Consider the following 18,830-nt stretch of genomic DNA (forward strand, 5'->3'; position numbering starts at 1 on the left):
GCCCGCTCGAGCAGGAGATCGCCAGCGCGTTTCGTCCCTTTGGCAAATTCACAGGTGCGTACATCGCGCGTCGGATGTAAAGCATCCGTGGCTGTTTGGCGAGGTTTCTCTGGGGAGTTGGGTCGAAGGTCGACTCCTGATGGGCGCCCGGGACAACGTTCGCTAGTGCGACCCCCGCCTGGGGGGCGGTCAGTCGATCACTCTAGGCTGTGCCCGACATCAAGTTGATCGGAGCACGACATGCGTCGCCTTGCCGCCGCCCTCATGGCAGTCAGCACCCTCGTCCTTGCCGGGTGCGCGCAGAACTTCGACCGGGGTCCCGAGGGGAAGGTCACCGACAAGATCAAGGACGGGAAGAAGTTCTATCTCGTCGTCGATCCGAACAAGGCAGGCGCCGAGCAGAAGTTCCGGGTGAGCAAGTACGACTACCACGACTGCAACCGGGGGTCGAAGTACCCCAAGTGTGTGGACGACTAGGCAGCGAGCGGCCTCAGTAGCGACAGTGGCGGTCGGTTCGCGCGCGGCATCACGCTCAACCGCGCCCTCACATCCGGGACCTCAGCACATCGACCTCACAGCCCGGCGCGAACGGGTCGAAGCCGTGCTCGACCAGCCAGCGAACTGCCAGCAGGCTGCGCAACGACCACCACGCGCGGATCACGTCGAGGTCGACGTCGTCGCCATAGCCGGCGACGACGTCGGCGAGGTGCTCCTCGTGCCCGAGCGTGAAGGTGGCGAGGTCGTACAGGGCATCACCCCGGCCCGCCTCGGACCAGTCGATGATGCCGGTGATCTCGTCGCCGTCGCCGAACACATGGGCGATCTGTAGGTCGCCGTGCGTGAACGCCGGAGTCCACGGCCGGAGCGCGGCCTCGGCCACCTGGCGGTTGCGGGTGACCAGGTCGGCGGGCAGGACACCGTTCGTCACGAGCCACTCGCACTCGCCGTCGAGGGCCGTCACCCACTCGTCCGGCTCCCGGCCCGCCCGGCCGGGCCAGGTCGGCAACGGGCCATCGTGCAACTTCCGGATCGCGGCACCCGCCGCGGCCCACCGCGCGGGCGACGCGGTCGACGGTTCGCCGAGCCGGCCGAGCACCTTCCCCGGGACAGCCGCGATGGCGAGCACGGGCGGCTCACGCCACAGGATCCTCGGGGTCGGCACCGGCGCCAGGGCCATCGCCTCGACCTCGATGTCGATGCGCGTCTGATCGGCATCCACCTTCAGGAACGTGTCGCCGACGCGCAGGGTCGCGCGCTCGGAATGGGCGACGACGACTTTGACCTCGTCCATGGGCGACCAGTATCCCGGGATGATCGTGGACGTCGCCGGGTTTTTCTCGTGCGGTCGTGCGGTCGTGCGGTCGCACGGTTGGCCGTCCCCCGCCAGGCGGCGGCCTCGTACCCGAGAAATAGCAAAGGCAAGGAGAAGACTCTCCTTGCCACTCTCAACTTATAGCGCGGTGGGGGGCTTGCCGCAAGGCCCCGGTAAGGGCGCAGAATCGTCGGCCGAAGCCACAACCTGCGGAAATGAGGGCACGGCGTGCGTGTGCTGGTGGAACTCCACGAGATCGACGAGAGGCAGGTCGACATCGTCGGCGGCAAGGCCGCGCACCTGGGCGCCCTGTGGCGGATCGAAGGCATCCGTGTGCCGGAGGGCTTCTGCGTGACGACGGACGCGTTCCGGCGGGTCATGGCCGAGGTGCCGTCGATCGACGACCGGCTCGACAGGTTGGCGCGCTTGACGCCGGACGACCGGGAGGCGATCCGCACCCTCAGCGCGCAACTCCGGCATGCCATCGAGGCCACCCCCATCCCGGGTGACCTCGTGGCGGCGATCACCCGAGCGCTCGCCCAGAACGGCGAGCAGGTCGCCTACGCCGTCCGATCCAGCGCGACGGCAGAGGACCTGCCGACGGCCTCCTTCGCAGGCCAGCAGGACACGTACCTGAACGTCGTGGGACCGACGGCGATCCTCCAGCACATCAGCCGGTGCTGGGCCTCGCTGTTCACCGAGCGGGCCGTGACCTACCGCCTGCGGAACGGCATCGACCACCGCACGGTCCACATGGCCGTGGTCGTACAGCGGATGGTCTTCGCGGACGCCTCCGGCATCCTGTTCACAGCCGACCCCGTCACGGGCAACCGGAAGGTCGCCACGGTGGACGCCGGCTACGGGCTCGGTGAGGCCCTGGTCTCCGGCCTGGTGAACCCGGACGTCTTCAAGGTGCGCCACGGCGAAGTCGTCGCCAAGTCGATCGCCGCCAAACAGCGGGCCGTTGAGCCTCTGCCGACGGGCGGCACGCGGGAGGTGGAGATCGACTCGCCACGGCAGGAGCAGCCGACGCTGACGGATGAGCAGGTCGTCCGGCTCGTTGAGCTCGGGCGCCGGATCGAAGCGCACTTCGGCCGGCCGCAGGACATCGAATGGTGCCTGGTCGACGACGGCTTCCAGATCGTCCAAAGCCGGCCGATCACGACGCTGTTCCCCATCCCCGAGACCGACGACCGGGAGAATCACGTCTACGTCTCCGTCGGTCACGGGCAGATGATGACCGACCCCATGAAGCCGCTCGGGCTCTCCATGTGGCGGCTCACGGCCATGGTGCCGATGCACGAGGCCGGCGGACGGCTGTTCGTCGACGTGACCCCGCGCCTGGCCTCGCCCGCGACGCGCGCCGGCCTCCTGGACGTCATGGGGAAGGGCGATCCGCTGATCAGGGACGCGCTGGAGACCGTCCTCCGCGAGGACTTCGTCCCGACGCTCCCGGACGCGGGCCCGGGCGGGCCGCCGACCGGCGGCGGTGCGCCCGCCCCCATCGAGACGGATCCGGCCGTCGTCGCGGAGCTGATCGAGCGCAGCAAGGCGTCCATCGCCGCCCTGGAGCGCGACATCCGGACCACGTCAGGACCGGCGCTGTTCGACTTCCTGCTGGAGGCGTTCCAGGAGCACAAACGAGTCCTCGGTGATCCGCTCAGCATGCGCGCGATCATGGCGGGCATGGAGGCCACCTGGTGGCTCAACGACAAGCTGCGCGAGTGGCTGGGCGAGAAGAACGCGGCGGACACCCTCACACTCTCCGCACCCGACAACGTCACCTCGGAGATGGGCCTGGCGTTGCTCGATGTCGCGGACGTGATCCGCCCTCATCCGGAGGTCGTGACGTTCCTTCAGAACGTCAGCGGCGAGGACTTCTTGGACGAGCTGCCGAAGCTCGCGGGCGGCACCGAGGCACGCGACGCCATTGAGGCCTACCTGGACCGCTACGGCATGCGCTGTGTCGGTGAGATCGACATCACGAGGCCACGCTGGCGTGAACGACCGAGCACCCTCGTGCCCGTGATCCTCGACCACATCAGGCACTTCGAGCCGGGCGCCGCCGAGCGGCGCTTCGAGCAAGGGCGTCAGAAGGCACAGCTGAAGGAACAAGAGGTGCTGTCACGCCTGCGGGACCTGCCGGACGGGGACCGGAAAGCCGACGAGACCAAACGGATGATCGACAGGGTCAGAACCTTCATCGGGTACCGGGAGTACCCGAAGTACGGCATCGTCAGCCGCTACTTCGTCTACAAGCAGGCCCTGTGGGCGGAGGCCGAACGTCTCGTGCAGGCCGAAGTGCTGCGTGACCGGGAGGACATCTGCTACCTCACCTTCCACGAACTCCACGACGTCGTGCGCTCGCACCAGGTCGACGCCCAGCTCATCCAGGAGCGCAAGGACGCGTTCCGGTCGTACCACGCGCTCACACCACCCCGGGTCCTCACCTCGGACGGCGAGGCCGTGACCGGGGTGTACCGGCGTGACGACGTACCGGCCGGCGCCTTGATCGGCGTACCGGTGTCAGCCGGGACCATCGAGGGAAGAGCCCGCGTCATCCTCGACATGGCGGATGCCGACCTCGCAGCGGGCGACATCCTCGTCACCGCCTTCACCGACCCCAGCTGGTCGCCGTTGTTCGTCGGAATCGCGGGCCTGGTCACGGAGGTGGGCGGCCTGATGACGCATGGCGCCGTGATCGCCCGGGAGTACGGTCTGCCGGCGGTCGTCGGCGTGGAGCAGGCCACCCGGCTGATCCGTGACGGGCAGCGGATCCGCGTCCACGGAACCGAGGGTTACGTGGAGATCCTGTCCTGACGGACGGACCGCGCCTCCGATGGCGGAAGGCGCCGGGCGTGATGGCAGGATGGGAGAAATGTTGGCGAACCAGTCCTGGGCAGGGCTCCACCATGACCTGCTCGCGGCGAAGACACTGCTGTACGACCCTTATGGCTTCGCCTGCTCCCAGCCGGTACCCGAACCGGAGAGTGCCGAGTACTCGGCTCACGGCTTCACGCTCGACGGGCTGTCGGTCAGGTTCCGCGTGGCGAAGACGACCCCGACGAAGGTTGGCCAGTTCGTCACGGTGTGGCAGCGATCCACGGAGGGCCCGATCCGGCCCTTCGACGTCGAGGACGGAATTGATCTCTTCGTCATCAGCAGCCGCGACAGCGGCCACTTCGGACAGTTCGTGTTCCCGCGCGAGGTGTTGTGCCGTCACGGCATCGTGTCCCGTGACGGCACCGGCGGCAAGCGAGGGTTCCGCGTCTATCCGCCCTGGGTGACCACGACCAATCGCCAGGCCCGCAGCTCTCAGGCGTGGCAGGCGAACCACTTCCTGCCCCTCGGGGAGACGGAGCCGGTCGACGCGAGACGCGCCCGAGCCCTGTACCACCCGTAGTGGGGCATCCGGACGCGGCCGTGGGACAGGGAGTTGTGCGAATTTCGCTGGAGGAATGACGGGAGAGCCCAGTCGGCACGACCATCTCCCGGCAGGGAGAGATTTCACCGAAGCGGCGAAGAGCCTTCCGGCGTCGTCAACAAGGCCAGATGCGCGAGGTCATCAGGTGGAGGAGTCGTCACCGACCACAGAGGCGCGGGTGATCCGTCGGCGATCGCCGCGGGCGCGTCGGTGAGGTTCATCCGGTCACGCAGGCGGCCGTAGAAATCCATCGGCCCCAGCCGTACGGCCCTCAGCCGGCGACGTGCGGCGTACACGCCGATCCAGTCCCCGGGCCCCAGGACGCCGCGCAGCTGTCCGTCGATGCTCACAGCGGCCTGCCCGGACCGTTCCAGGATGCGCAGCCCGACAGGTTCGTCGGGCGCGGTGACGACCGATCTGTCGAACGCCATGTGCGGAGCGACCGGTGTGAAGACGAGAGCCTCCGCGCGCGGCGAGACGACGGGCCCACCGGCGGCGAAGCTGTACGCGGTCGAACCCGTGGGCGTGGCGACCAGCAACGCGTCGGCGGAGTAGGAGGCCAGGAGTCTGCCGGAGACGTAGACCCCGACCGAGACCTGGCGATCTCTGGCCAGTTTCTCCAGCACCACGTCGTTGAGCGCGGTCACGTCCAGCGGCACACCCCAATCGACGTCGATACGGCAGTCGGAGCGGACCTGCGGGGGAGGCAGCAGGGGGCCGCGACCGTACTCCATGAGGGCCTCCATCCCCGGCGGCACCTCCAGGCGACGCGAGGCACGCAGGGCAAGAAGCATGCGGCTGTCGACATGGAAGCGGTCCTCCCGCACCGCGTCCAGCGCGGACCGCAGCCCGGCTGCCGAAGCCTCCGTCAGGAATCCCACCCGGCCCAGGTCCACTCCGAGGACGAGGGCATCGTTGTCCGTGGCCAGCCTGGCACCCCGCAGGAAGGTGCCGTCCCCACCCAGGGTGACGATGAGGTCGGGATCGCCGGCTGCTTCGACCTCCTCGTGTGCGCTGTGCCGGGCGCCGTCGTGCCACACGTCGATGTCCGTGCACCGTACGGCGTGCTCCTCGCACCACGCCCGCACCGCCCCGGCCGCGTCCACTGCCTCCGCGCGCCCGCCGTGCACCACCAGACCCAACCGGTTCACTGCCACATTCCCTCCTGCATCCAGGTCACCAGGTCGTGTCGAGGGAGCGAGCGGACATCACCGGTGGAACCCCGGTCCGGAACCAGCCGTGATTGTTGCAGTCGCCCACCCGCCCCAACTCGTGCGACCTGCGCGAGTCCGCTGCAAATCACCGGAAATGTCGTCAGCGGTGGTCCGAACGGAGGGGCGGACGGAGGGGACGAGCGTCGCCGCCGCCCCCTGTCAGCCGTCCGACGGACGACCTGCTGTCATGCGGAGTGCTGGTACGCCGAGTAGGTGAGATAGCCGTTGTCGCCACCCTGGAAGTACGTGGCCTCGTCGGCGGGAGCGATCGGGAGGCCGGTGCGCAGACGCTCGACCAGATCGGGGTTGGCGAGGAAGGCGCGACCGAAGCTGATGAGGTCCGCTCCCAGGTCCAGCCAGTGGTCCGCGTCGGCGCGGCCGGTCTGCTTGGCGCCCATCGGGAGCACCGGGTTCATCACGAGGGTGCCGGGCCAGATCCGGCGCAGACCGACCAGGGTCTCCTCGTCGATGGTGGCTTCGAGGTGGATGTAGGCCAGACCGAGCCGGGACAGTTCGGTCAGGAGGGCGGCGTAGAGCTCGGCGATCTCCGTCTCCTCGACGCCCCAGAAGGGACCACCGGGGGAGAGGCGGATACCGGTCCGCTCCGCGCCGACGGCCTCGGCGGTCGCCGTGGCCGCCTCGACGGCGAACCGGATCCGGTTGGCGATGGAGCCGCCGTAGCGGTCCGTGCGCAGGTTGGCGTTGGAGGAGAGGAACTGCGAGATCAGATAGCCGTTGGCGCCGTGGAGTTCCACACCGTCGAAGCCGGCGTCCACGGCCCGGCGGGCGGCGTCCGCGTACGACTGGACGTGCTCGGGAACCTCGGCCGTGTCCAGGGCACGCGGAGTCGGCGCCGGCTGTGGGCCGGTGGGGGTGAACACCTCGCCGACGGCGGGCAGGGCCGAAGGACCGACGGGCCGCATCCCGGTGGTGTCGGGATGGGACACCCGCCCGCCGTGCATGATCTGGGCGAAGATCCGGCCGCCGTTGGTGTGCACGGCATCGGTCACCGTGCGCCAGGCCGTCACCTGATCGTCGGTGTGCAGGCCCGGAGTTCCCGGGTTGGACTGGCCGATCAGGCTCGGCTGCACCCCTTCGCTGACGATCAGGCCGGCCGTGGCCCGCTGGGCGTAGTAGCGGGCCATCGAGGGCGTCGCCAGACCGCCCGCCGCGGCGCGGACCCGGGTCATCGGGGCCATCACCACCCGGTTGGGAAGTGCCAGGTCGCCGAGCTGGTAGCCGGTGAAAAGGGTCGTCACGTCATGTCTCCTTCAGCTGTCCCGCGTGCTGCCTCGTGCCCGGATCCCGGGCACGACGGTTACGCTAGAACCTGACATTGACGTCAGAGGCAAGTGTTGTGCCTCGGATCACAGCAGGGAGGTCGGCATGCGCATCGGCGAGCTCGCCGCACGGGCAGGAGTGAGCGTCCGGTCCCTGCGCTACTACGAGGAGCAGGGCCTGCTCACGAGCACCCGCAGCACCAGCGGGCAGCGGCACTACACGGAGCACCATGTCGAGCGGGTGACGTTCCTTCAGCGCATGTACGCCGCGGGCCTGTCCAGCCGGACCATCGCCGAACTCCTGCCCTGTGTCGACTCGCCCAGCGAGACCACGTCGGATGCCGCGCTGGAACGGATGGCCGAGGAGCGGGACCGACTCTCCGCACACATCGAAGAGCTCATCCGCACCCGGGAAGCGCTCGACGCCCTGATGGCCACCAACCGGGCCCATCGCGAGCGTCTGAAGTCGGTGGTCTTCCGCTGAGCCGCCTGCCACGTCAGCAGGCGCATGATGAAGGCATGACCGATCGGGAAGACTTCCTGGCGTGGGTCAGGACCGCCCTGTACGAGGCGGAGTTCGCGCTGCACAACGGCGACACGGCCCCTCGCCGTGCCCTCTGGTCGCGCAACGAGCCCGTGAGCGTGATGGGAGCCTGGCGCAACGCCCACGGCCAGCAGGAACTCGCCGAGCTCTTCGCCACCCTCGGCAGGAGCTTCTCCGACTGCACGTCCTACGTGTTCGAACTGCACGCGTACGACGTCTCCGGCGACATGGCCTACACGGCCGGCCTGGAGCACACCACCGCCTCCGTCGACGGAGAGCCGCGCACCTATACGTTGCGGGCCACTCAGGTGTACCGCCGCGAGGACGGCGAGTGGAGGGTGGCCCATCGGCATGCCGACACAGTGACCGGGTGAAGGTGCGGGCGGGGCGGGCTCCCGTGTCTGCGTCCGCCGCGGCCTCGCCGCCTCCGGCCGCGGGTCTCACCGGTCCCGAATGCGCTGCCACCACCAGCACCCCGCTGCCCAATCGCTCACCGGGCCCGGGTCCGGGAGCGTGCGGCGCTCGAACTCCGAGTCGATCCGCTCCACCAGGCGCCCCAGGTCGGCTCGGGCTCCTTGGGGGAGGTGGGTCAGCGCCACTTCCAGGTCGTCTCGGGCGTCTTCGATCTCGATGCCGGGACTCTCATAGGGACCAGCCAGATACCGTCCCGGCTGTCTGAAAGCCCACTTGAACCGGCTGAGAGCGTCGGCGACAGCGTCCGGCCACAAGTGCTCGGCCTCAACACGTCGTATCGCCGCCCGAGTTCGGGCTGACACGCAGGGAATCCGACGGACCGGCATGTGGTGGCATGGCCGCCACCGCTCGGCGCGGACGGTCTTCGGGCGCCTACGCGGCATTGCCCTTTCGGCTCAGAGTCATCTCGGGATTCTTTCATGTGCATCGCCTTCGTAGCGGGTCACTTTCCTGGGTGCGGGGGTGACACATGGGTGAGGGTGGATCTGGTCGGGCGACGGGGAGTCGTGGGTCGTTCGGTTGACGGGCGGCGTGGCTCGGCTGTGCGGCCTTGCCGGTGGCGGATCGTGGGGGTGGCGGTCTCGAGTCAGGGGCCGTCCGGTTTCGTTCCGTCGCGTGGTGAGGTCTGGCCGTGAAGTTCATCGAGGACCCGCTGGTGCGGTGCATGAGGTGTGAGGTCACGTGCGGTGTCGGGCGGGTGGCGAGGTGATGGCCGGTTCGCACAGCGGCACGCCGGACGGCACCCCGGACGACGGTCGTTACGGTGAGGCGGTCTTCCGCCCGGAAGCGGTGGGGGAGGGCGAGCGCATCGACTTTGGTGCTCTCGCCTACGACGATTTCACTCTGGCGAGGCTTCGGGCGCTCGGTGTCGGTCCGGGGTGGCGCTGTCTCGACGTGGGTGCGGGCACGGGCACGGTCTCAGGCCGGTTGCTGGATGAGGCCGGGGTGGAGGCGGTGCTTGCCGTGGACCGCGATGTGCGCTTCCTCCCGCAGCGGCCCGGGCTGGAGGTGCGTGAGGCCGATGTCACTGCGCCAGATTTCGTCCGCGGTCAATTCAGGCTGGTGCACGCGCGTTTCGTGCTGATGCATCTGCCCGAGCGCGACCGACTTGTCACGGCATTGGCCGAACTCGTCGCGCCCGGTGGTGTGCTGGTGTTGAGCGACGCGGTCGACCTGACGAGTGAGCGGGCGCCCGGCACGCCGTATGCCCTGGTGATGCGGGCGATGTGGGAGGGGCTTAGGGCCACTATCGGTACGGATGTTTCCTGGGTGCCGTCCTATCCGCAGCTTCTGCGCGGGGCGGGGCTCGTGCCGGTTGCCGCTGAGATGTACGCGCCGCCGCTGATGCCTGGGAGTGCCATCAGCCGCTTCTGGGGCGACACTTGGGAGCGGAGCCGTGCGGCGATGGTCGCCACCGGTCTGGTCGACGATGCCGCCGTTGACGCGGCGGTCGAGTATCTGGACTCCGACGACTGCGCCGCGTTGTCCGCCGGCATGCTCACGGCCTGGGGGTGGAAACCCGGGGAGGGATCCTTGCGCTGACGATCCGCGGTGCCGGGGCCGATGTGGGGAAGTGGGCGTGGCCGGTCGAGCTCTAGTCCTCGACGGTGAGCACGATCTTGCCCTGAATGTGTCCTCGGGCGGCGCGCTCGTGTGCCGCACGGGCTTCCGCGAGGGCGAAAGTGCTGTCGATCGCGACGCTGACGGTGCCCTTCTCGAGCAGACGTCCGAGTTCGGCGAGCTGCGCGCCGTTCGAGCGGACCTGGGCGGTCGAGACCGTGATGCCGAGCTTCGCGGTCTCCTCCTCGTCGAAGTCCCCGGGGAACACGGGGAAGTGGGAGCCGCCGCGCTTGAGCGTGCGCAGGAAGCGCCGGCTGTCAGGCCCGCCCACGGTGTCGAGAACGAGATCGATGTCGTGCACGACTTCCTCGGGGCGGGTCTTGGTGTAGTCGATGAACTGGTCAGCGCCGAGGTCGCGAAGGAAGGATTCGTGCGCGCCCGATGCCACCGCGATGACGCGCGCGCCCTTCCACTTCGCCAGTTGCACGGCCATGTGCCCCACGCCGCCCGCGGCGCCGTTGACGAGCACCGTGGTGCCGGCGCCGAGTGCCGTCGGGCGGTGCCGTGCCGTCTGGAAGGGCGAGGGGTGATCGTGACCGAGGTCGATCAGGAACTGCCACGCCGTGAGCCCGGCCATGGGCGCCCCGGCGGCGTGCACGTGGTCGATGCCGGCCGGTTTGCGAGCGAGATCCGAGGCGGGCGCGGCCACGTACTCGGCGTAGGCACGGCCGTCGAAGCTGGGAAAGCGCAGAAGGCCGAAGACCTCATCACCTACGGCGAAGTCGTCCACGTCCGTGGCGACGGCTTCGACGACGCCTGACACGTCCGTCCCGGGAATCACCGGCAGGGTGACCGTCGATTCCGTCTCCCCGGGCATCTTGGTCAGCCCGCCGCGCAGGTACCAGTCCGGAGGATTGATGCCGACCGCGTGAACGCGGACGAGCACCTCGCCCGGCCCCGGCTCGGGAATCGGCGCCTCCTCGTAGCGCAGGACCTCGGGGCCGCCGTACTCATGGATCCGGACCGCCCTCATCGTGTGTGTCGGCATCGTCTTCTCCTGTCCGCGCTGCGGGATAGGCTTATTCGGATCAGCGATCCATATAAGTGGACCACTGATCCGAATATATGGACCACTGATCCGGATAGTCAAGAGGGACCGATGCGGGCCGACGCCAGGAAGAACCGCGACCACCTGCTCGCAGTAGCGGGCACCGCCATCACCGAGCAGGGTGTCGAGGTGTCCCTGCGTGACATCGCGCGCAGGGCCGATGTCGGGCTCGCGACACTGTTGCGGCACTTCCCGACGCGCGAGTCACTGCTGGAGGCGCTGCTCCACACGAGCTTCGACGAACTGACGGCCAAGGCGCGCGAGCTGGGGACGTCGGACTCGCCCGAGGATGCTCTCGTGTCGTGGCTGCGCGACTGCACGGCGTGGACGACCGAGTACCGGGGCGTGACGGTGCTGATGGCGGCCGCCATCGACGACACCGAATCCGCGCTCCACGCTTCTTGCGTCGCCCTTCGTTCGGCCGGTGCGCGGCTCCTCGCCCGGGCTCAGGAGGCAGGGGCGGCGCGCAGTGACATCGACGGCGACGACCTGTTCGCGATGGTGGCCATGCTCGCTTGGCTCGGCGATCAGCCCTCGCTGGCGCCACGCGCCGATCGTCTCTTCGAGGTTGTCGCCGGCGCGATTCTTGCGAGCGAGGGGAGCGGCGGTGCCGACGGGGAACGCCGCTCTCGGACCCGTACCTGAAGGGCCACGCTCCGGCCGGCGGACTCGGCCGCGCGCTCGGCACCATCGGAGGCCCAGCCGCTTCGCCTACGGCTTGAGGGGGATCGCTTCACCGGCGGGCTCGTCCGCGCGGCGGAAGGGGTCGCGACCTGTGACTGACGTGTGCGGTAGGGGAGTTGAGCAGGATCGGTCGTGGCGGCGCGGCGGTCTCCCACCTCTGCGGCGCCTCGGTTCCACGACCCCGAACGGAGTTCCTCCATGCCCGTATTCAGGTCCGAGCTGCCCCGCCGTGCCGTGGTGTTCCTTGCGGGAAGCGCCGTGGTGGCGGCCACCGCAGGGTTCGCCTCCGCATCGACAGCACCCGCATCCGAGCCCGGCCTTGCCGCACGGGCCTCCGCGTCCTCCGGAACCCTCGTCTCCAGCCTCAAGGGCTGGGGCCGGATGGACTACCCGGACGCCGGTCACGACATCCAGGTCACCGTCGACGCGCACGCAACGTTCAGGGGTGTGGGCTGGACCCGTCCCGACAAGTCCTGGGGCACCTTCCGCATCTACCACCGCATGCCGGCCGCCAACGGCGAGCCCGCCAAGGTCAATTGGGGCGACTTCGAGGTCGACTGCCTGACCAGCGGCGGCCCTACGGCCACCGTGACCGGACGCATCGTCCGAACCGGGGGCAACGCCGGGGCCTGGGACGACTACCTGAAGCGGCATGTCCGCATGGGGGTCAGCTTCTACGTGAGTGAGGGTCGCGACGGCGGCCCCAGCCGTATCGGGCTCTCCGGAGGCACCGAGGACGGCGAGCCACTGCTCAGCACGTGCATGGCTCCGGCCGCCAACTCCCAGGTGATCGAGGGTGGCTACGACGTCACGGACCGAGCTCCGTCGCGCTGAGAGCTGTCCGTGCAACGGGCCCCGGACGGACGGAGGTGGTCGGCGTGGGCGGCGCCCTGCGGCGCTGAATCCTTGCCCGGGCTCAGGGCCGTATCGTGCCGCGGGCGGCGTTCGCGAAGCGGGTGGCGAGTCGTGCGAAGGCGTCACTGAGTTCGCGTGGGCCGACGACTTCGATGTCGGCGTCGAAACGGCCGAGGGCGGCGGCCAGGCCGGTCCAGGACCAGGAGCCGAGGGTGAGTCTGCATCGGGCGGGGCCGAGTACTTCGACGGTGCCGTCCTGGGCGAAAGGAGCGACGGCGGCTGCGGGGAGATCGAGGATGACTTCGCCTTGGCAGGGCCAGTCGGTGGCGGTGCCGTCGTTGCCGCGGAACCGGCTGGTGATGAAGGCGGAGACGTCACCTCCGGGGATCTCGCGAGGCGTGAAGCGCGGCCCGGTGGGTGTGCGGGGGCGGATCCGGTCGACGCGGAAGACGCGCCAGTCCCCGCGGTCCAGGTCCCAGGCCAGGAGGTACCAGTGGCCGCCCCGCATGAGCAGGTGATGGGGCTGCGTCCGACGGGGACGCCCGTCGGTGGCGGCGCCCTCATGACCGTAGTCGAAGCGGAGTTCTGCGTGGCTGATGATGACGTCGCTCAGGTCCATGAGGAGCTGGGAGTCGACCGGGGCGGCGTCGTCCTTCTCGGGCGGTCGGACGGCGGTGACACGGAGCATGTCGATCCGATGGCGCAGCCGGGGCGGCATGACCTGACGGATGGTGGTCAGGGCGCGTGTCGCGTCCTCGCCGATCGTGGTGCTGGTGGCGGCGGCGGTCTGAAGGGCGAGGGCCAGGGCGACGGCCTGGTCGTCGTCGAACAGCAGCGGAGGCAGCTGGGAGCCCGCATCGAGGCGGTAACCGCCGGCAGGTCCTTTGAAGGTCAGGATCGGGTAGCCGAGGTCCCGCAGTCGGTCGATGTCGCGGCGCACCGTGCGCGGGGTGACGTCGAGGCGCCCGGCGAGGTCGTCGCCGGACCAGTCTCGGCGTGTCTGGAGCAGCGAGAGAAGCGAGAGCAGCCGCGAGGACGTTTTCTGCACGTCGACCATTGTGCCGCGAGTACAGGACACATCCTGTCCGCTACCTCTGTGACAGTGGTGTCCAAGCCCGCCGAGGAAAGAGATTCCCCAGGTCACGGCGGCTGCGCCGGGCCGATGTCCTCCGTCGCGGCGCACATTCGAACGAAGGCGAGGAGCAGCCCATGGCTGTCACGACCACCACCCACCTGAACTTCCGGGGCGCCGCTCGCGAGGCGCTCGACTTCTACCAGTCGGTCTTCGGCGGGCGCACCGTCGCCGTCACCTACAAGGACGCCGGCGCCGTGCAGGCCGACAGCGAGGCGGACTGGGTGATGTGGGGCGAGGTCGTCGCGGACGACGGTTTCCACATCATGGCCTACGACGTGCCCTCCCAACTGGCCTGGGACCAGGGCGACAACCCGTTCTTCGTCTCCGTACGCGGCGACGACGCGGACGAGATCAGCGCCCTGTGGCAGAAGCTGTCGTACGGCTCGACGGTGGTGCGGCCCCTGGAGGCCGCGCAGTGGGCGCCGCTGTACGGCATGCTCACCGACCGCTTCGGCGTGACCTGGGTCCTCGACGTCGCCGCCCCGTACAACGGCTGACCGGCCAGGTCACCACACCGCCCCAGGGTCCGCCGCGTTCTGGCGGCGGACCCTGGGAGCAGCACCGGAGACAGGTCACCGTCCGCAGCCGACCCCGTGAGAAGAGCATGACCGTCGTCGACACACGTGCCCTCAACCGTGCCACTCTCGCCCGTCAGTACCTGCTCGACCGCAAGGACGCATCAGTCCCCGCCGCCGTGGCGCACCTGTGCGGGATGCAGGCGCAGCAACCCCAGGAACCCTTCACCGGCCTCTGGTCCCGGCTGCGGGCCTTCGAGCCGCGGGAACTGGACGAGGCGCTGACCGGACGCCAGGTCGTGCGCACACACCTCATGCGCCGCACCGTCCACCTCGTCACCGCCGACGACGCCCTGGCCTGGCGGGCACGCCACGACACCATGCTGCGCCAACGGGTGATCGCCACCTACCGACGCGAGCTCGCGGGTGTCGACCCGGACGAGGTCGCCGCCGCGGGCAGAGCAGTCATGGCCGACCGGCAACCACGCACCATGACCGAGCTCGTCCAGGGACTCGAGGACCGCTGGCCCACGCCCCCGCGCCGGGTCCTGGGCGAACTGCTCGTCGCAGCCCTCATCCCGATGGCCCAGCTCCCGCCCCGAGGCCTGTGGCATGCCACGGCCGGCGTCCGCAACCTGCCCCTCGCCACCTGGTTGGGACGTGACATCGCCGAACTCCCTCGCGACGAGAGCGATCCGGTCGGACAGCAACTCGTACGGCGCTACCTCGCCGCCTACGGGCCCGCCGGCACAGCGGACATCCGCGCCTGGTGCGGTCTCGCCGGGCTGCCCGCCGCGGTGAGAGCCGTCCGAGAGGAACTCATCAGCTTCCGCGACGAACGAGGCCGCGAACTACTCGACCTGCCCGACGCACCACGCCCCCACCCCGACACTCCGGCGCCCGTGCGGTTCCTGCCGGCGTTCGACAACGCGATCCTCGGCTACCACGACCGCGCTCGCATCATCGACGACGCTCACCTCGGCCTGTCCGTCGCCGGCCAACGCGTGGTACTCGTCGACGGGCGCGTCGCCGCCACCTGGACCCTGCACGACGAACAACTCGACATCACCCCACTCCGTCCCTTGTCCGCCCGGGAACGAGAGGAGGTCCACGCCGAAGCCCAAGCCCTCGCCGCTTTCCACGGAGCGGACGTGCGTTCGACAGGGGTCACCGGACCACGGGTACAGGTGCGTTACCGCAGGAGGGCCGGACAGTCGTAGGCACGGCTGCGGGTGCAGGAAAGAGAGTGGCGCTGGACGGGGTTGTGCCACATGATCACGTCATGACGAATCCGGCTGCCTTCCGGGACCGGACCAACTGGTCGGACGGCTACTACGAGTTGGCCGTGGAGGTTGGGTCAACCGATGATGCCCGGCTCCAGGCTGTCCTGAGTGCCCTGTGGTCAGCCGCAGACGTTCAGGGGTGCTTCGGGTACGGCGACCGTGAACCTGACGAGCAGGACCCCGTGTCGTGCACGGTCGACTCCCTCACCGAGTTCGGGCACCTTCACGGTCAAGTCCGCCTGCCGACTGGCCACATGGTCGTCTGCGGTTGCGTGGCGATCCGCGGTGGTGACGAAAGCAGCGACTGGCTCGACTTCTACGTTCCCCTCGGTGCACTGGCCCATGCGGGACTTGCCTACTGGGACGGCCGGCCGTTCTTTCGGTCCAGGATGATGGACGACTGGCTGGCCGGCGTCGGAGCCAAGGTCTTCGAGAGAACCCCCTTCGCACTGGGGGTCATTGGCTTCGAAGTCTCCGGTTGTACCAGCGCCTCGACACTGGCGGGAAAGCTGCCGCAGACACGGGGCATCGGGTACCTGGTCCCACAGGGGGACCTTCTGCGGTACGGCGCCGCCAACACCTGAGTCGCGCCGATGCGCCAGCTACCGCTTCCCCACGGTGTAGGTCAGGTGCGTCACCCTGGATGACGCGTCCGCACGGGTCTGGTCGAGGGCGAGGTGGGCCGGGTCCACGCGGTCGAACAGGCGGATGCCGGTGCCGAACAGCACGGGCGCGAGGGTGATCGAGAACTCGTCGATCAGGCCGCTGTCCAGGTACTGCTGGATCGTCTCGGCGCCGCCGGCGATGCGGACGTCGCGGTCGCCGGCGGCCTCGCGGGCCTGGTCGAGCGCGTCGGCGATTCCGTCGTTGACGAAGTGGAAGGTCGTGCCGCCCGGCCGCTCCCACGGGTCACGCTCGGCGTGCGTGACGACGAACACCGGGGTGTGGAACGGCGCTTCCTCCGGCCACGCCAGCTCCCCGGCGTCGAACATGCGCCTGCCCATGATGCTCGAGCCGGTCCGCTCGTACGTCGCCCGAGCGATCTCGTTGTCGAGTCCTTCCTCGCCGCCCTCGCCGAGCTTGAGGTTCTCCCGGAACCACCGCTGCGGGAACAGCCACGCCTGGAGTTCCGACCACTTCGCCAACCAGCGGCGGACCGCTGGGTCGTTCTGACCTTCGGGCGAGAAGACGTCCTCGACGGGCACAGCATCGGGCGCCATGAAGCCGTCGAGCGACATCGTCACGCTGAAGAACACTTTTCCGGCCATCAGTCCTCCGCCCCCTTCGGTGTGGTCTCGTTCGAGGTGAGTTCGGCGACGTAGGTTGCCAGGTTGCGCAGGGTCTGCTCGCCGCCCTCCACCGCGTGGTACTTCTCCACCGCCTCGTCGCGCAGTGCCTTGGTGGGGAACACCGTGCGCAGCACGATGCGGGTCTCGTCGCCGGCCGGCTCGAAGGTCAGGACCGACTCGAAGGCGTTGGGGTCGTCGCGGGACTCGCCGTGCAGCAGTGCGATCCGCTCCGGCGGGACGATCTCCCTCCAGGTGATCCACTCCTGGTAGTCGGTCCCGTCCGGCCCGTGCATCACGAAGTCCCAGACTCCGCCCACGCGGAACTCGAAGGACCGCGTCGTGGTCGTGAACCCTTCCGGTCCCCACCACCGCGACAGGTGCCGGACCTGCGTGAATGCCTCGAACACCAGCTCCCGTGGGGCGCCGATGGCCCGGGAGACCACGATCTCGCGCTCCGCGGCCGTGCGGTCAGGGTTGCCGTCGCTACTGGTCGCCATCATTCGGTGGTTCTCCTGCATTCGGTGGTTCCTCCTGCCTTGCCTGTTGCAGATCTCGCACGTACTCGTCCAGTCGGTCGAAGGTCTCGTGCCAGAACTGTTCGAAGCCGCCCACCCACTCGTGGACCGGCCGCAGCCCGCGCGCGTCCAGGCCGTACAGCCGCTGCTTGCCCGCCCCGCGCACCCGCACGAGCCCGACCTCGCGCAGGACCCGCAGGTGCTTGGACGTCTGCGGCTGGGTCATCCCCAAGTCCCGCGCCAGTTCGGTCACGGGCCGCTCGCCGCCTCGCAGCAGCACCAGAATCTCCCGCCGCTGGGGTTCGGCGATCGCGTTGAACGCGTCCGAAGTCGTCGCCGCTCGTGCCATGGCGCCATCGTATGCCCATATAGGCATGTGTCAACGCGGGCCCTTCCTCCTGTGAGTTCCCCCACCTGTAGTACTCTGCGTGAAGTGGTGTGAATGTAGTGCTACATCTGGAGTGGTATCAGTGGTGAGGCGGAACGACCAGCGGCGCGCGGCCCTCGTGGATGCGGCGATCGAGGTGCTGGCCCGAGAAGGGGCCCGCGGCCTGACGTTCCGGGCGGTGGATGCCGAAGCCGCCGTTCCCGCCGGCACGGCGTCAAACTACTTCGCCAGCCGCGACGACCTGCTCACCCAGGCCGGCGCCCGGGTCTACGAGCGACTCCAGCCCGACGAGGCCACGATCGCCCGCCAGCAGGCGGCCGCCCGCGACCGGGAGACCTACGCCGCGCTGATGCGCGAGCTGGTGGGCCGTATCGCCTCCTTCCGCACCGGATACCTGGCCCTGCTGGAACTTCGCCTCGAAGCCACCCGCCGCCCCGAGCTGCGCAAGGTCCTCACCGAGCGGGTCCGAGCCGACGTCGACGCCAACGTCGCTTATCACGAGGCGTCCGGCCTCCCCGGCGACGCCACCGCGGTCAAACTGCTCATGCTGACTCTGAACTGGCTGATCGTTGAGCAGCTCACCCTGCCGGACGTCTTCTCGGAGGCGGAGCGGGAACAACTGGTGACGGCCGCGGTCGAGCGCATTGTGGCGGTGGAGTAGGTGACACGGCCTCAGAAGCCGTGCCTCCAGGCTGGAGTGGAATGGCGCCGGATCGGACCGGCCTCCTAGTTCTTGCCGGCGGGCGGGTCGGCGTAGACGCCGTGCAGCATGCCGGTGGCCTGTCCGACCTCGATGAGATAGCCGTCCGGGTCGCGCAGGTAGCACCGCACCTCGGCGGTGCGATCGATGGGGGGCGTGAGGAATTCGGCGCCCTTCGCACTCCACTCCCGGTGACATGCCTCGATGTCGGCGACGCGCAGGTTGAGGAAGCTGCTGACCGTGCTCGGATCGGTGGGCGGGCGCAGGGTGACGTCCGGCTTGTCCGGGGTGGGGCCGCCGCCGGGGTTCATGATGATCCATCCGTTGGCGAGCTTGACGGTGCAGGGGTTCTCCTCCAGTACCACCTCACCGCCGAGGACGTCGGCGTAGAAGGCGCGAGATCGGGCTACGTCGGCCACCGTCAGGAAGTGAGTGATGAGCATCCCGGAATCCGGGGCGGGGAAACCATCACGGCTCATGCGAGACCTCCAGGTGAATCGGGAGTTTTCCTTCCATAGTGGTGGATCGGTGGTCGGGAGCACGGAGGAAC

General features: G+C 69.1%; 21 protein-coding genes. 12 read left to right on the forward strand and 9 right to left on the reverse strand.

Annotation, left to right across the window (positions count from 1 at the left end; genetic code table 11):
* Positions 1-240 precede the first annotated feature (240 nt).
* On the forward strand, positions 241-477 hold the full coding sequence (locus ACIQWG_RS05560; RefSeq protein ID WP_404090509.1) for a hypothetical protein: 237 nt from the start codon (positions 241-243) through the stop codon (positions 475-477).
* Positions 478-544: 67 nt separating this feature from the next.
* Here ACIQWG_RS05560 and ACIQWG_RS05565 read toward each other — a convergent pair whose 3' ends face one another.
* Positions 545-1,291 carry a phosphotransferase family protein gene (locus ACIQWG_RS05565; protein WP_404090512.1) on the reverse strand — a complete coding sequence of 249 codons (747 nt, stop codon included), beginning with the start codon at positions 1,289-1,291 and terminating at the stop codon, positions 545-547.
* Positions 1,292-1,540: 249 nt separating this feature from the next.
* Here ACIQWG_RS05565 and rph point away from each other — a divergent pair, with 249 nt between their 5' ends.
* Together rph and ACIQWG_RS05575 are read left to right on the forward strand one after the other, a co-directional pair.
* The gene (gene rph, locus ACIQWG_RS05570) at positions 1,541-4,132 is read left to right on the forward strand and encodes a rifamycin-inactivating phosphotransferase (RefSeq protein ID WP_404090515.1); all 2,592 of its coding nucleotides are present in this window, start codon (positions 1,541-1,543) and stop codon (positions 4,130-4,132) included.
* 58 nt (positions 4,133-4,190) lie between these two features.
* Entirely contained in the window at positions 4,191-4,715 is a 525-nt protein-coding gene (locus ACIQWG_RS05575; protein ID WP_404090518.1) for a MepB family protein, read from the forward strand.
* Between the two features lie 104 nt (positions 4,716-4,819).
* On the opposite strand, the gene ACIQWG_RS05580 is transcribed toward ACIQWG_RS05575, so the two are convergent.
* Together ACIQWG_RS05580 and ACIQWG_RS05585 are read right to left on the reverse strand one after the other, a co-directional pair.
* A complete protein-coding gene (locus tag ACIQWG_RS05580; protein ID WP_404090521.1) occupies positions 4,820-5,893 on the reverse strand; it encodes an NAD(+)/NADH kinase in 1,074 nt (357 codons plus the stop codon).
* Between the two features lie 242 nt (positions 5,894-6,135).
* Entirely contained in the window at positions 6,136-7,209 is a 1,074-nt protein-coding gene (locus tag ACIQWG_RS05585) for an alkene reductase (protein WP_404090524.1), read from the reverse strand.
* 127 nt (positions 7,210-7,336) lie between these two features.
* On the opposite strand from ACIQWG_RS05585, the gene ACIQWG_RS05590 reads away from it, so the two are divergent.
* The 3 genes from ACIQWG_RS05590 to ACIQWG_RS05600 all read left to right on the forward strand — a co-directional run bounded on the left by ACIQWG_RS05590 (position 7,337) and on the right by ACIQWG_RS05600 (position 9,790).
* Positions 7,337-7,714: a MerR family transcriptional regulator gene (locus tag ACIQWG_RS05590; protein WP_404090527.1), complete on the forward strand. Its 378-nt coding sequence runs from the start codon at positions 7,337-7,339 to the stop codon at positions 7,712-7,714.
* Between the two features lie 35 nt (positions 7,715-7,749).
* Entirely contained in the window at positions 7,750-8,148 is a 399-nt protein-coding gene (locus tag ACIQWG_RS05595; RefSeq protein WP_404090530.1) for a YybH family protein, read from the forward strand.
* An 808-nt stretch (positions 8,149-8,956) separates the two neighbouring features.
* Positions 8,957-9,790, forward strand: coding sequence for a class I SAM-dependent methyltransferase (locus ACIQWG_RS05600; protein ID WP_404090533.1), 834 nt, complete (start codon positions 8,957-8,959; stop codon positions 9,788-9,790).
* Between the two features lie 52 nt (positions 9,791-9,842).
* Here the strand turns inward: ACIQWG_RS05600 and ACIQWG_RS05605 are convergent, their stop codons facing one another.
* Entirely contained in the window at positions 9,843-10,856 is a 1,014-nt protein-coding gene (locus tag ACIQWG_RS05605) for an NADP-dependent oxidoreductase (protein WP_404090536.1), read from the reverse strand.
* A 111-nt stretch (positions 10,857-10,967) separates the two neighbouring features.
* On the opposite strand from ACIQWG_RS05605, the gene ACIQWG_RS05610 reads away from it, so the two are divergent.
* Together ACIQWG_RS05610 and ACIQWG_RS05615 are read left to right on the forward strand one after the other, a co-directional pair.
* The gene (locus ACIQWG_RS05610; RefSeq protein ID WP_404090539.1) at positions 10,968-11,561 is read left to right on the forward strand and encodes a TetR/AcrR family transcriptional regulator; all 594 of its coding nucleotides are present in this window, start codon (positions 10,968-10,970) and stop codon (positions 11,559-11,561) included.
* A 237-nt stretch (positions 11,562-11,798) separates the two neighbouring features.
* Positions 11,799-12,434 carry a hypothetical protein gene (locus ACIQWG_RS05615; RefSeq protein ID WP_404090542.1) on the forward strand — a complete coding sequence of 212 codons (636 nt, stop codon included), beginning with the start codon at positions 11,799-11,801 and terminating at the stop codon, positions 12,432-12,434.
* Between the two features lie 82 nt (positions 12,435-12,516).
* Here ACIQWG_RS05615 and ACIQWG_RS05620 read toward each other — a convergent pair whose 3' ends face one another.
* Positions 12,517-13,512 carry a helix-turn-helix transcriptional regulator gene (locus ACIQWG_RS05620; protein WP_404090544.1) on the reverse strand — a complete coding sequence of 332 codons (996 nt, stop codon included), beginning with the start codon at positions 13,510-13,512 and terminating at the stop codon, positions 12,517-12,519.
* 152 nt (positions 13,513-13,664) lie between these two features.
* Between ACIQWG_RS05620 and ACIQWG_RS05625 the strand changes: the two genes are divergently transcribed.
* The 3 genes from ACIQWG_RS05625 (at position 13,665) to ACIQWG_RS05635 (ending at position 15,972) form a co-directional block, all read left to right on the forward strand.
* The gene (locus ACIQWG_RS05625; protein ID WP_404090547.1) at positions 13,665-14,087 is read left to right on the forward strand and encodes a VOC family protein; all 423 of its coding nucleotides are present in this window, start codon (positions 13,665-13,667) and stop codon (positions 14,085-14,087) included.
* Between the two features lie 107 nt (positions 14,088-14,194).
* Entirely contained in the window at positions 14,195-15,325 is a 1,131-nt protein-coding gene (locus ACIQWG_RS05630) for a winged helix DNA-binding domain-containing protein (RefSeq protein ID WP_404090550.1), read from the forward strand.
* 62 nt (positions 15,326-15,387) lie between these two features.
* On the forward strand, positions 15,388-15,972 hold the full coding sequence (locus tag ACIQWG_RS05635) for a hypothetical protein (RefSeq protein ID WP_404090553.1): 585 nt from the start codon (positions 15,388-15,390) through the stop codon (positions 15,970-15,972).
* A gap of 18 nt (positions 15,973-15,990) precedes the next feature.
* On the opposite strand, the gene ACIQWG_RS05640 is transcribed toward ACIQWG_RS05635, so the two are convergent.
* Genes ACIQWG_RS05640 through ACIQWG_RS05650 form a run of 3 tightly spaced genes read right to left on the reverse strand, consistent with a single transcriptional unit; the run spans position 15,991 to position 17,541 of the window.
* On the reverse strand, positions 15,991-16,656 hold the full coding sequence (locus ACIQWG_RS05640; protein ID WP_404090556.1) for a dihydrofolate reductase family protein: 666 nt from the start codon (positions 16,654-16,656) through the stop codon (positions 15,991-15,993).
* Entirely contained in the window at positions 16,656-17,177 is a 522-nt protein-coding gene (locus tag ACIQWG_RS05645; protein ID WP_404090558.1) for an SRPBCC family protein, read from the reverse strand. Before ACIQWG_RS05645 ends, ACIQWG_RS05640 begins: the two co-directional genes overlap by 1 nt.
* Entirely contained in the window at positions 17,161-17,541 is a 381-nt protein-coding gene (locus ACIQWG_RS05650; RefSeq protein WP_404090561.1) for an ArsR/SmtB family transcription factor, read from the reverse strand. The genes ACIQWG_RS05645 and ACIQWG_RS05650 overlap by 17 nt, the downstream gene beginning before the upstream one ends.
* 121 nt (positions 17,542-17,662) lie before the next feature.
* On the opposite strand from ACIQWG_RS05650, the gene ACIQWG_RS05655 reads away from it, so the two are divergent.
* The gene (locus ACIQWG_RS05655; protein ID WP_404090564.1) at positions 17,663-18,241 is read left to right on the forward strand and encodes a TetR/AcrR family transcriptional regulator; all 579 of its coding nucleotides are present in this window, start codon (positions 17,663-17,665) and stop codon (positions 18,239-18,241) included.
* 65 nt (positions 18,242-18,306) lie between these two features.
* Here ACIQWG_RS05655 and ACIQWG_RS05660 read toward each other — a convergent pair whose 3' ends face one another.
* Positions 18,307-18,759 carry a VOC family protein gene (locus ACIQWG_RS05660; RefSeq protein ID WP_404090566.1) on the reverse strand — a complete coding sequence of 151 codons (453 nt, stop codon included), beginning with the start codon at positions 18,757-18,759 and terminating at the stop codon, positions 18,307-18,309.
* Positions 18,760-18,830 lie beyond the last annotated feature (71 nt).

It is taken from the genome of Streptomyces sp. NPDC098781 (assembly GCF_044759995.1).
In the GTDB taxonomy this organism is placed as follows: Bacteria; Actinomycetota; Actinomycetes; order Streptomycetales; family Streptomycetaceae; genus Streptomyces.

What these genes read in the sequence shown, in the direction of transcription:
- ACIQWG_RS05640 (WP_404090556.1), bottom strand. Translation starts at nt 16,656, where the DNA reads ATGGCCGGAAAAGTGTTCTTCAGCGTGACGATGTCGCTCGACGGCTTC.
- ACIQWG_RS05650 (WP_404090561.1), bottom strand. Translation starts at nt 17,541, where the DNA reads ATGGCACGAGCGGCGACGACTTCGGACGCGTTCAACGCGATCGCCGAA.
- ACIQWG_RS05645 (WP_404090558.1), bottom strand. Translation starts at nt 17,177, where the DNA reads ATGATGGCGACCAGTAGCGACGGCAACCCTGACCGCACGGCCGCGGAG.
- ACIQWG_RS05605 (WP_404090536.1), bottom strand. Translation starts at nt 10,856, where the DNA reads ATGCCGACACACACGATGAGGGCGGTCCGGATCCATGAGTACGGCGGC.
- ACIQWG_RS05615 (WP_404090542.1), top strand. Translation starts at nt 11,799, where the DNA reads ATGCCCGTATTCAGGTCCGAGCTGCCCCGCCGTGCCGTGGTGTTCCTT.
- ACIQWG_RS05630 (WP_404090550.1), top strand. Translation starts at nt 14,195, where the DNA reads ATGACCGTCGTCGACACACGTGCCCTCAACCGTGCCACTCTCGCCCGT.
- ACIQWG_RS05565 (WP_404090512.1), bottom strand. Translation starts at nt 1,291, where the DNA reads ATGGACGAGGTCAAAGTCGTCGTCGCCCATTCCGAGCGCGCGACCCTG.
- ACIQWG_RS05625 (WP_404090547.1), top strand. Translation starts at nt 13,665, where the DNA reads ATGGCTGTCACGACCACCACCCACCTGAACTTCCGGGGCGCCGCTCGC.
- ACIQWG_RS05590 (WP_404090527.1), top strand. Translation starts at nt 7,337, where the DNA reads ATGCGCATCGGCGAGCTCGCCGCACGGGCAGGAGTGAGCGTCCGGTCC.
- ACIQWG_RS05635 (WP_404090553.1), top strand. Translation starts at nt 15,388, where the DNA reads ATGACGAATCCGGCTGCCTTCCGGGACCGGACCAACTGGTCGGACGGC.
- ACIQWG_RS05600 (WP_404090533.1), top strand. Translation starts at nt 8,957, where the DNA reads ATGGCCGGTTCGCACAGCGGCACGCCGGACGGCACCCCGGACGACGGT.
- ACIQWG_RS05575 (WP_404090518.1), top strand. Translation starts at nt 4,191, where the DNA reads ATGTTGGCGAACCAGTCCTGGGCAGGGCTCCACCATGACCTGCTCGCG.
- ACIQWG_RS05660 (WP_404090566.1), bottom strand. Translation starts at nt 18,759, where the DNA reads ATGAGCCGTGATGGTTTCCCCGCCCCGGATTCCGGGATGCTCATCACT.
- ACIQWG_RS05620 (WP_404090544.1), bottom strand. Translation starts at nt 13,512, where the DNA reads ATGGTCGACGTGCAGAAAACGTCCTCGCGGCTGCTCTCGCTTCTCTCG.
- ACIQWG_RS05610 (WP_404090539.1), top strand. Translation starts at nt 10,968, where the DNA reads ATGCGGGCCGACGCCAGGAAGAACCGCGACCACCTGCTCGCAGTAGCG.
- ACIQWG_RS05560 (WP_404090509.1), top strand. Translation starts at nt 241, where the DNA reads ATGCGTCGCCTTGCCGCCGCCCTCATGGCAGTCAGCACCCTCGTCCTT.
- ACIQWG_RS05595 (WP_404090530.1), top strand. Translation starts at nt 7,750, where the DNA reads ATGACCGATCGGGAAGACTTCCTGGCGTGGGTCAGGACCGCCCTGTAC.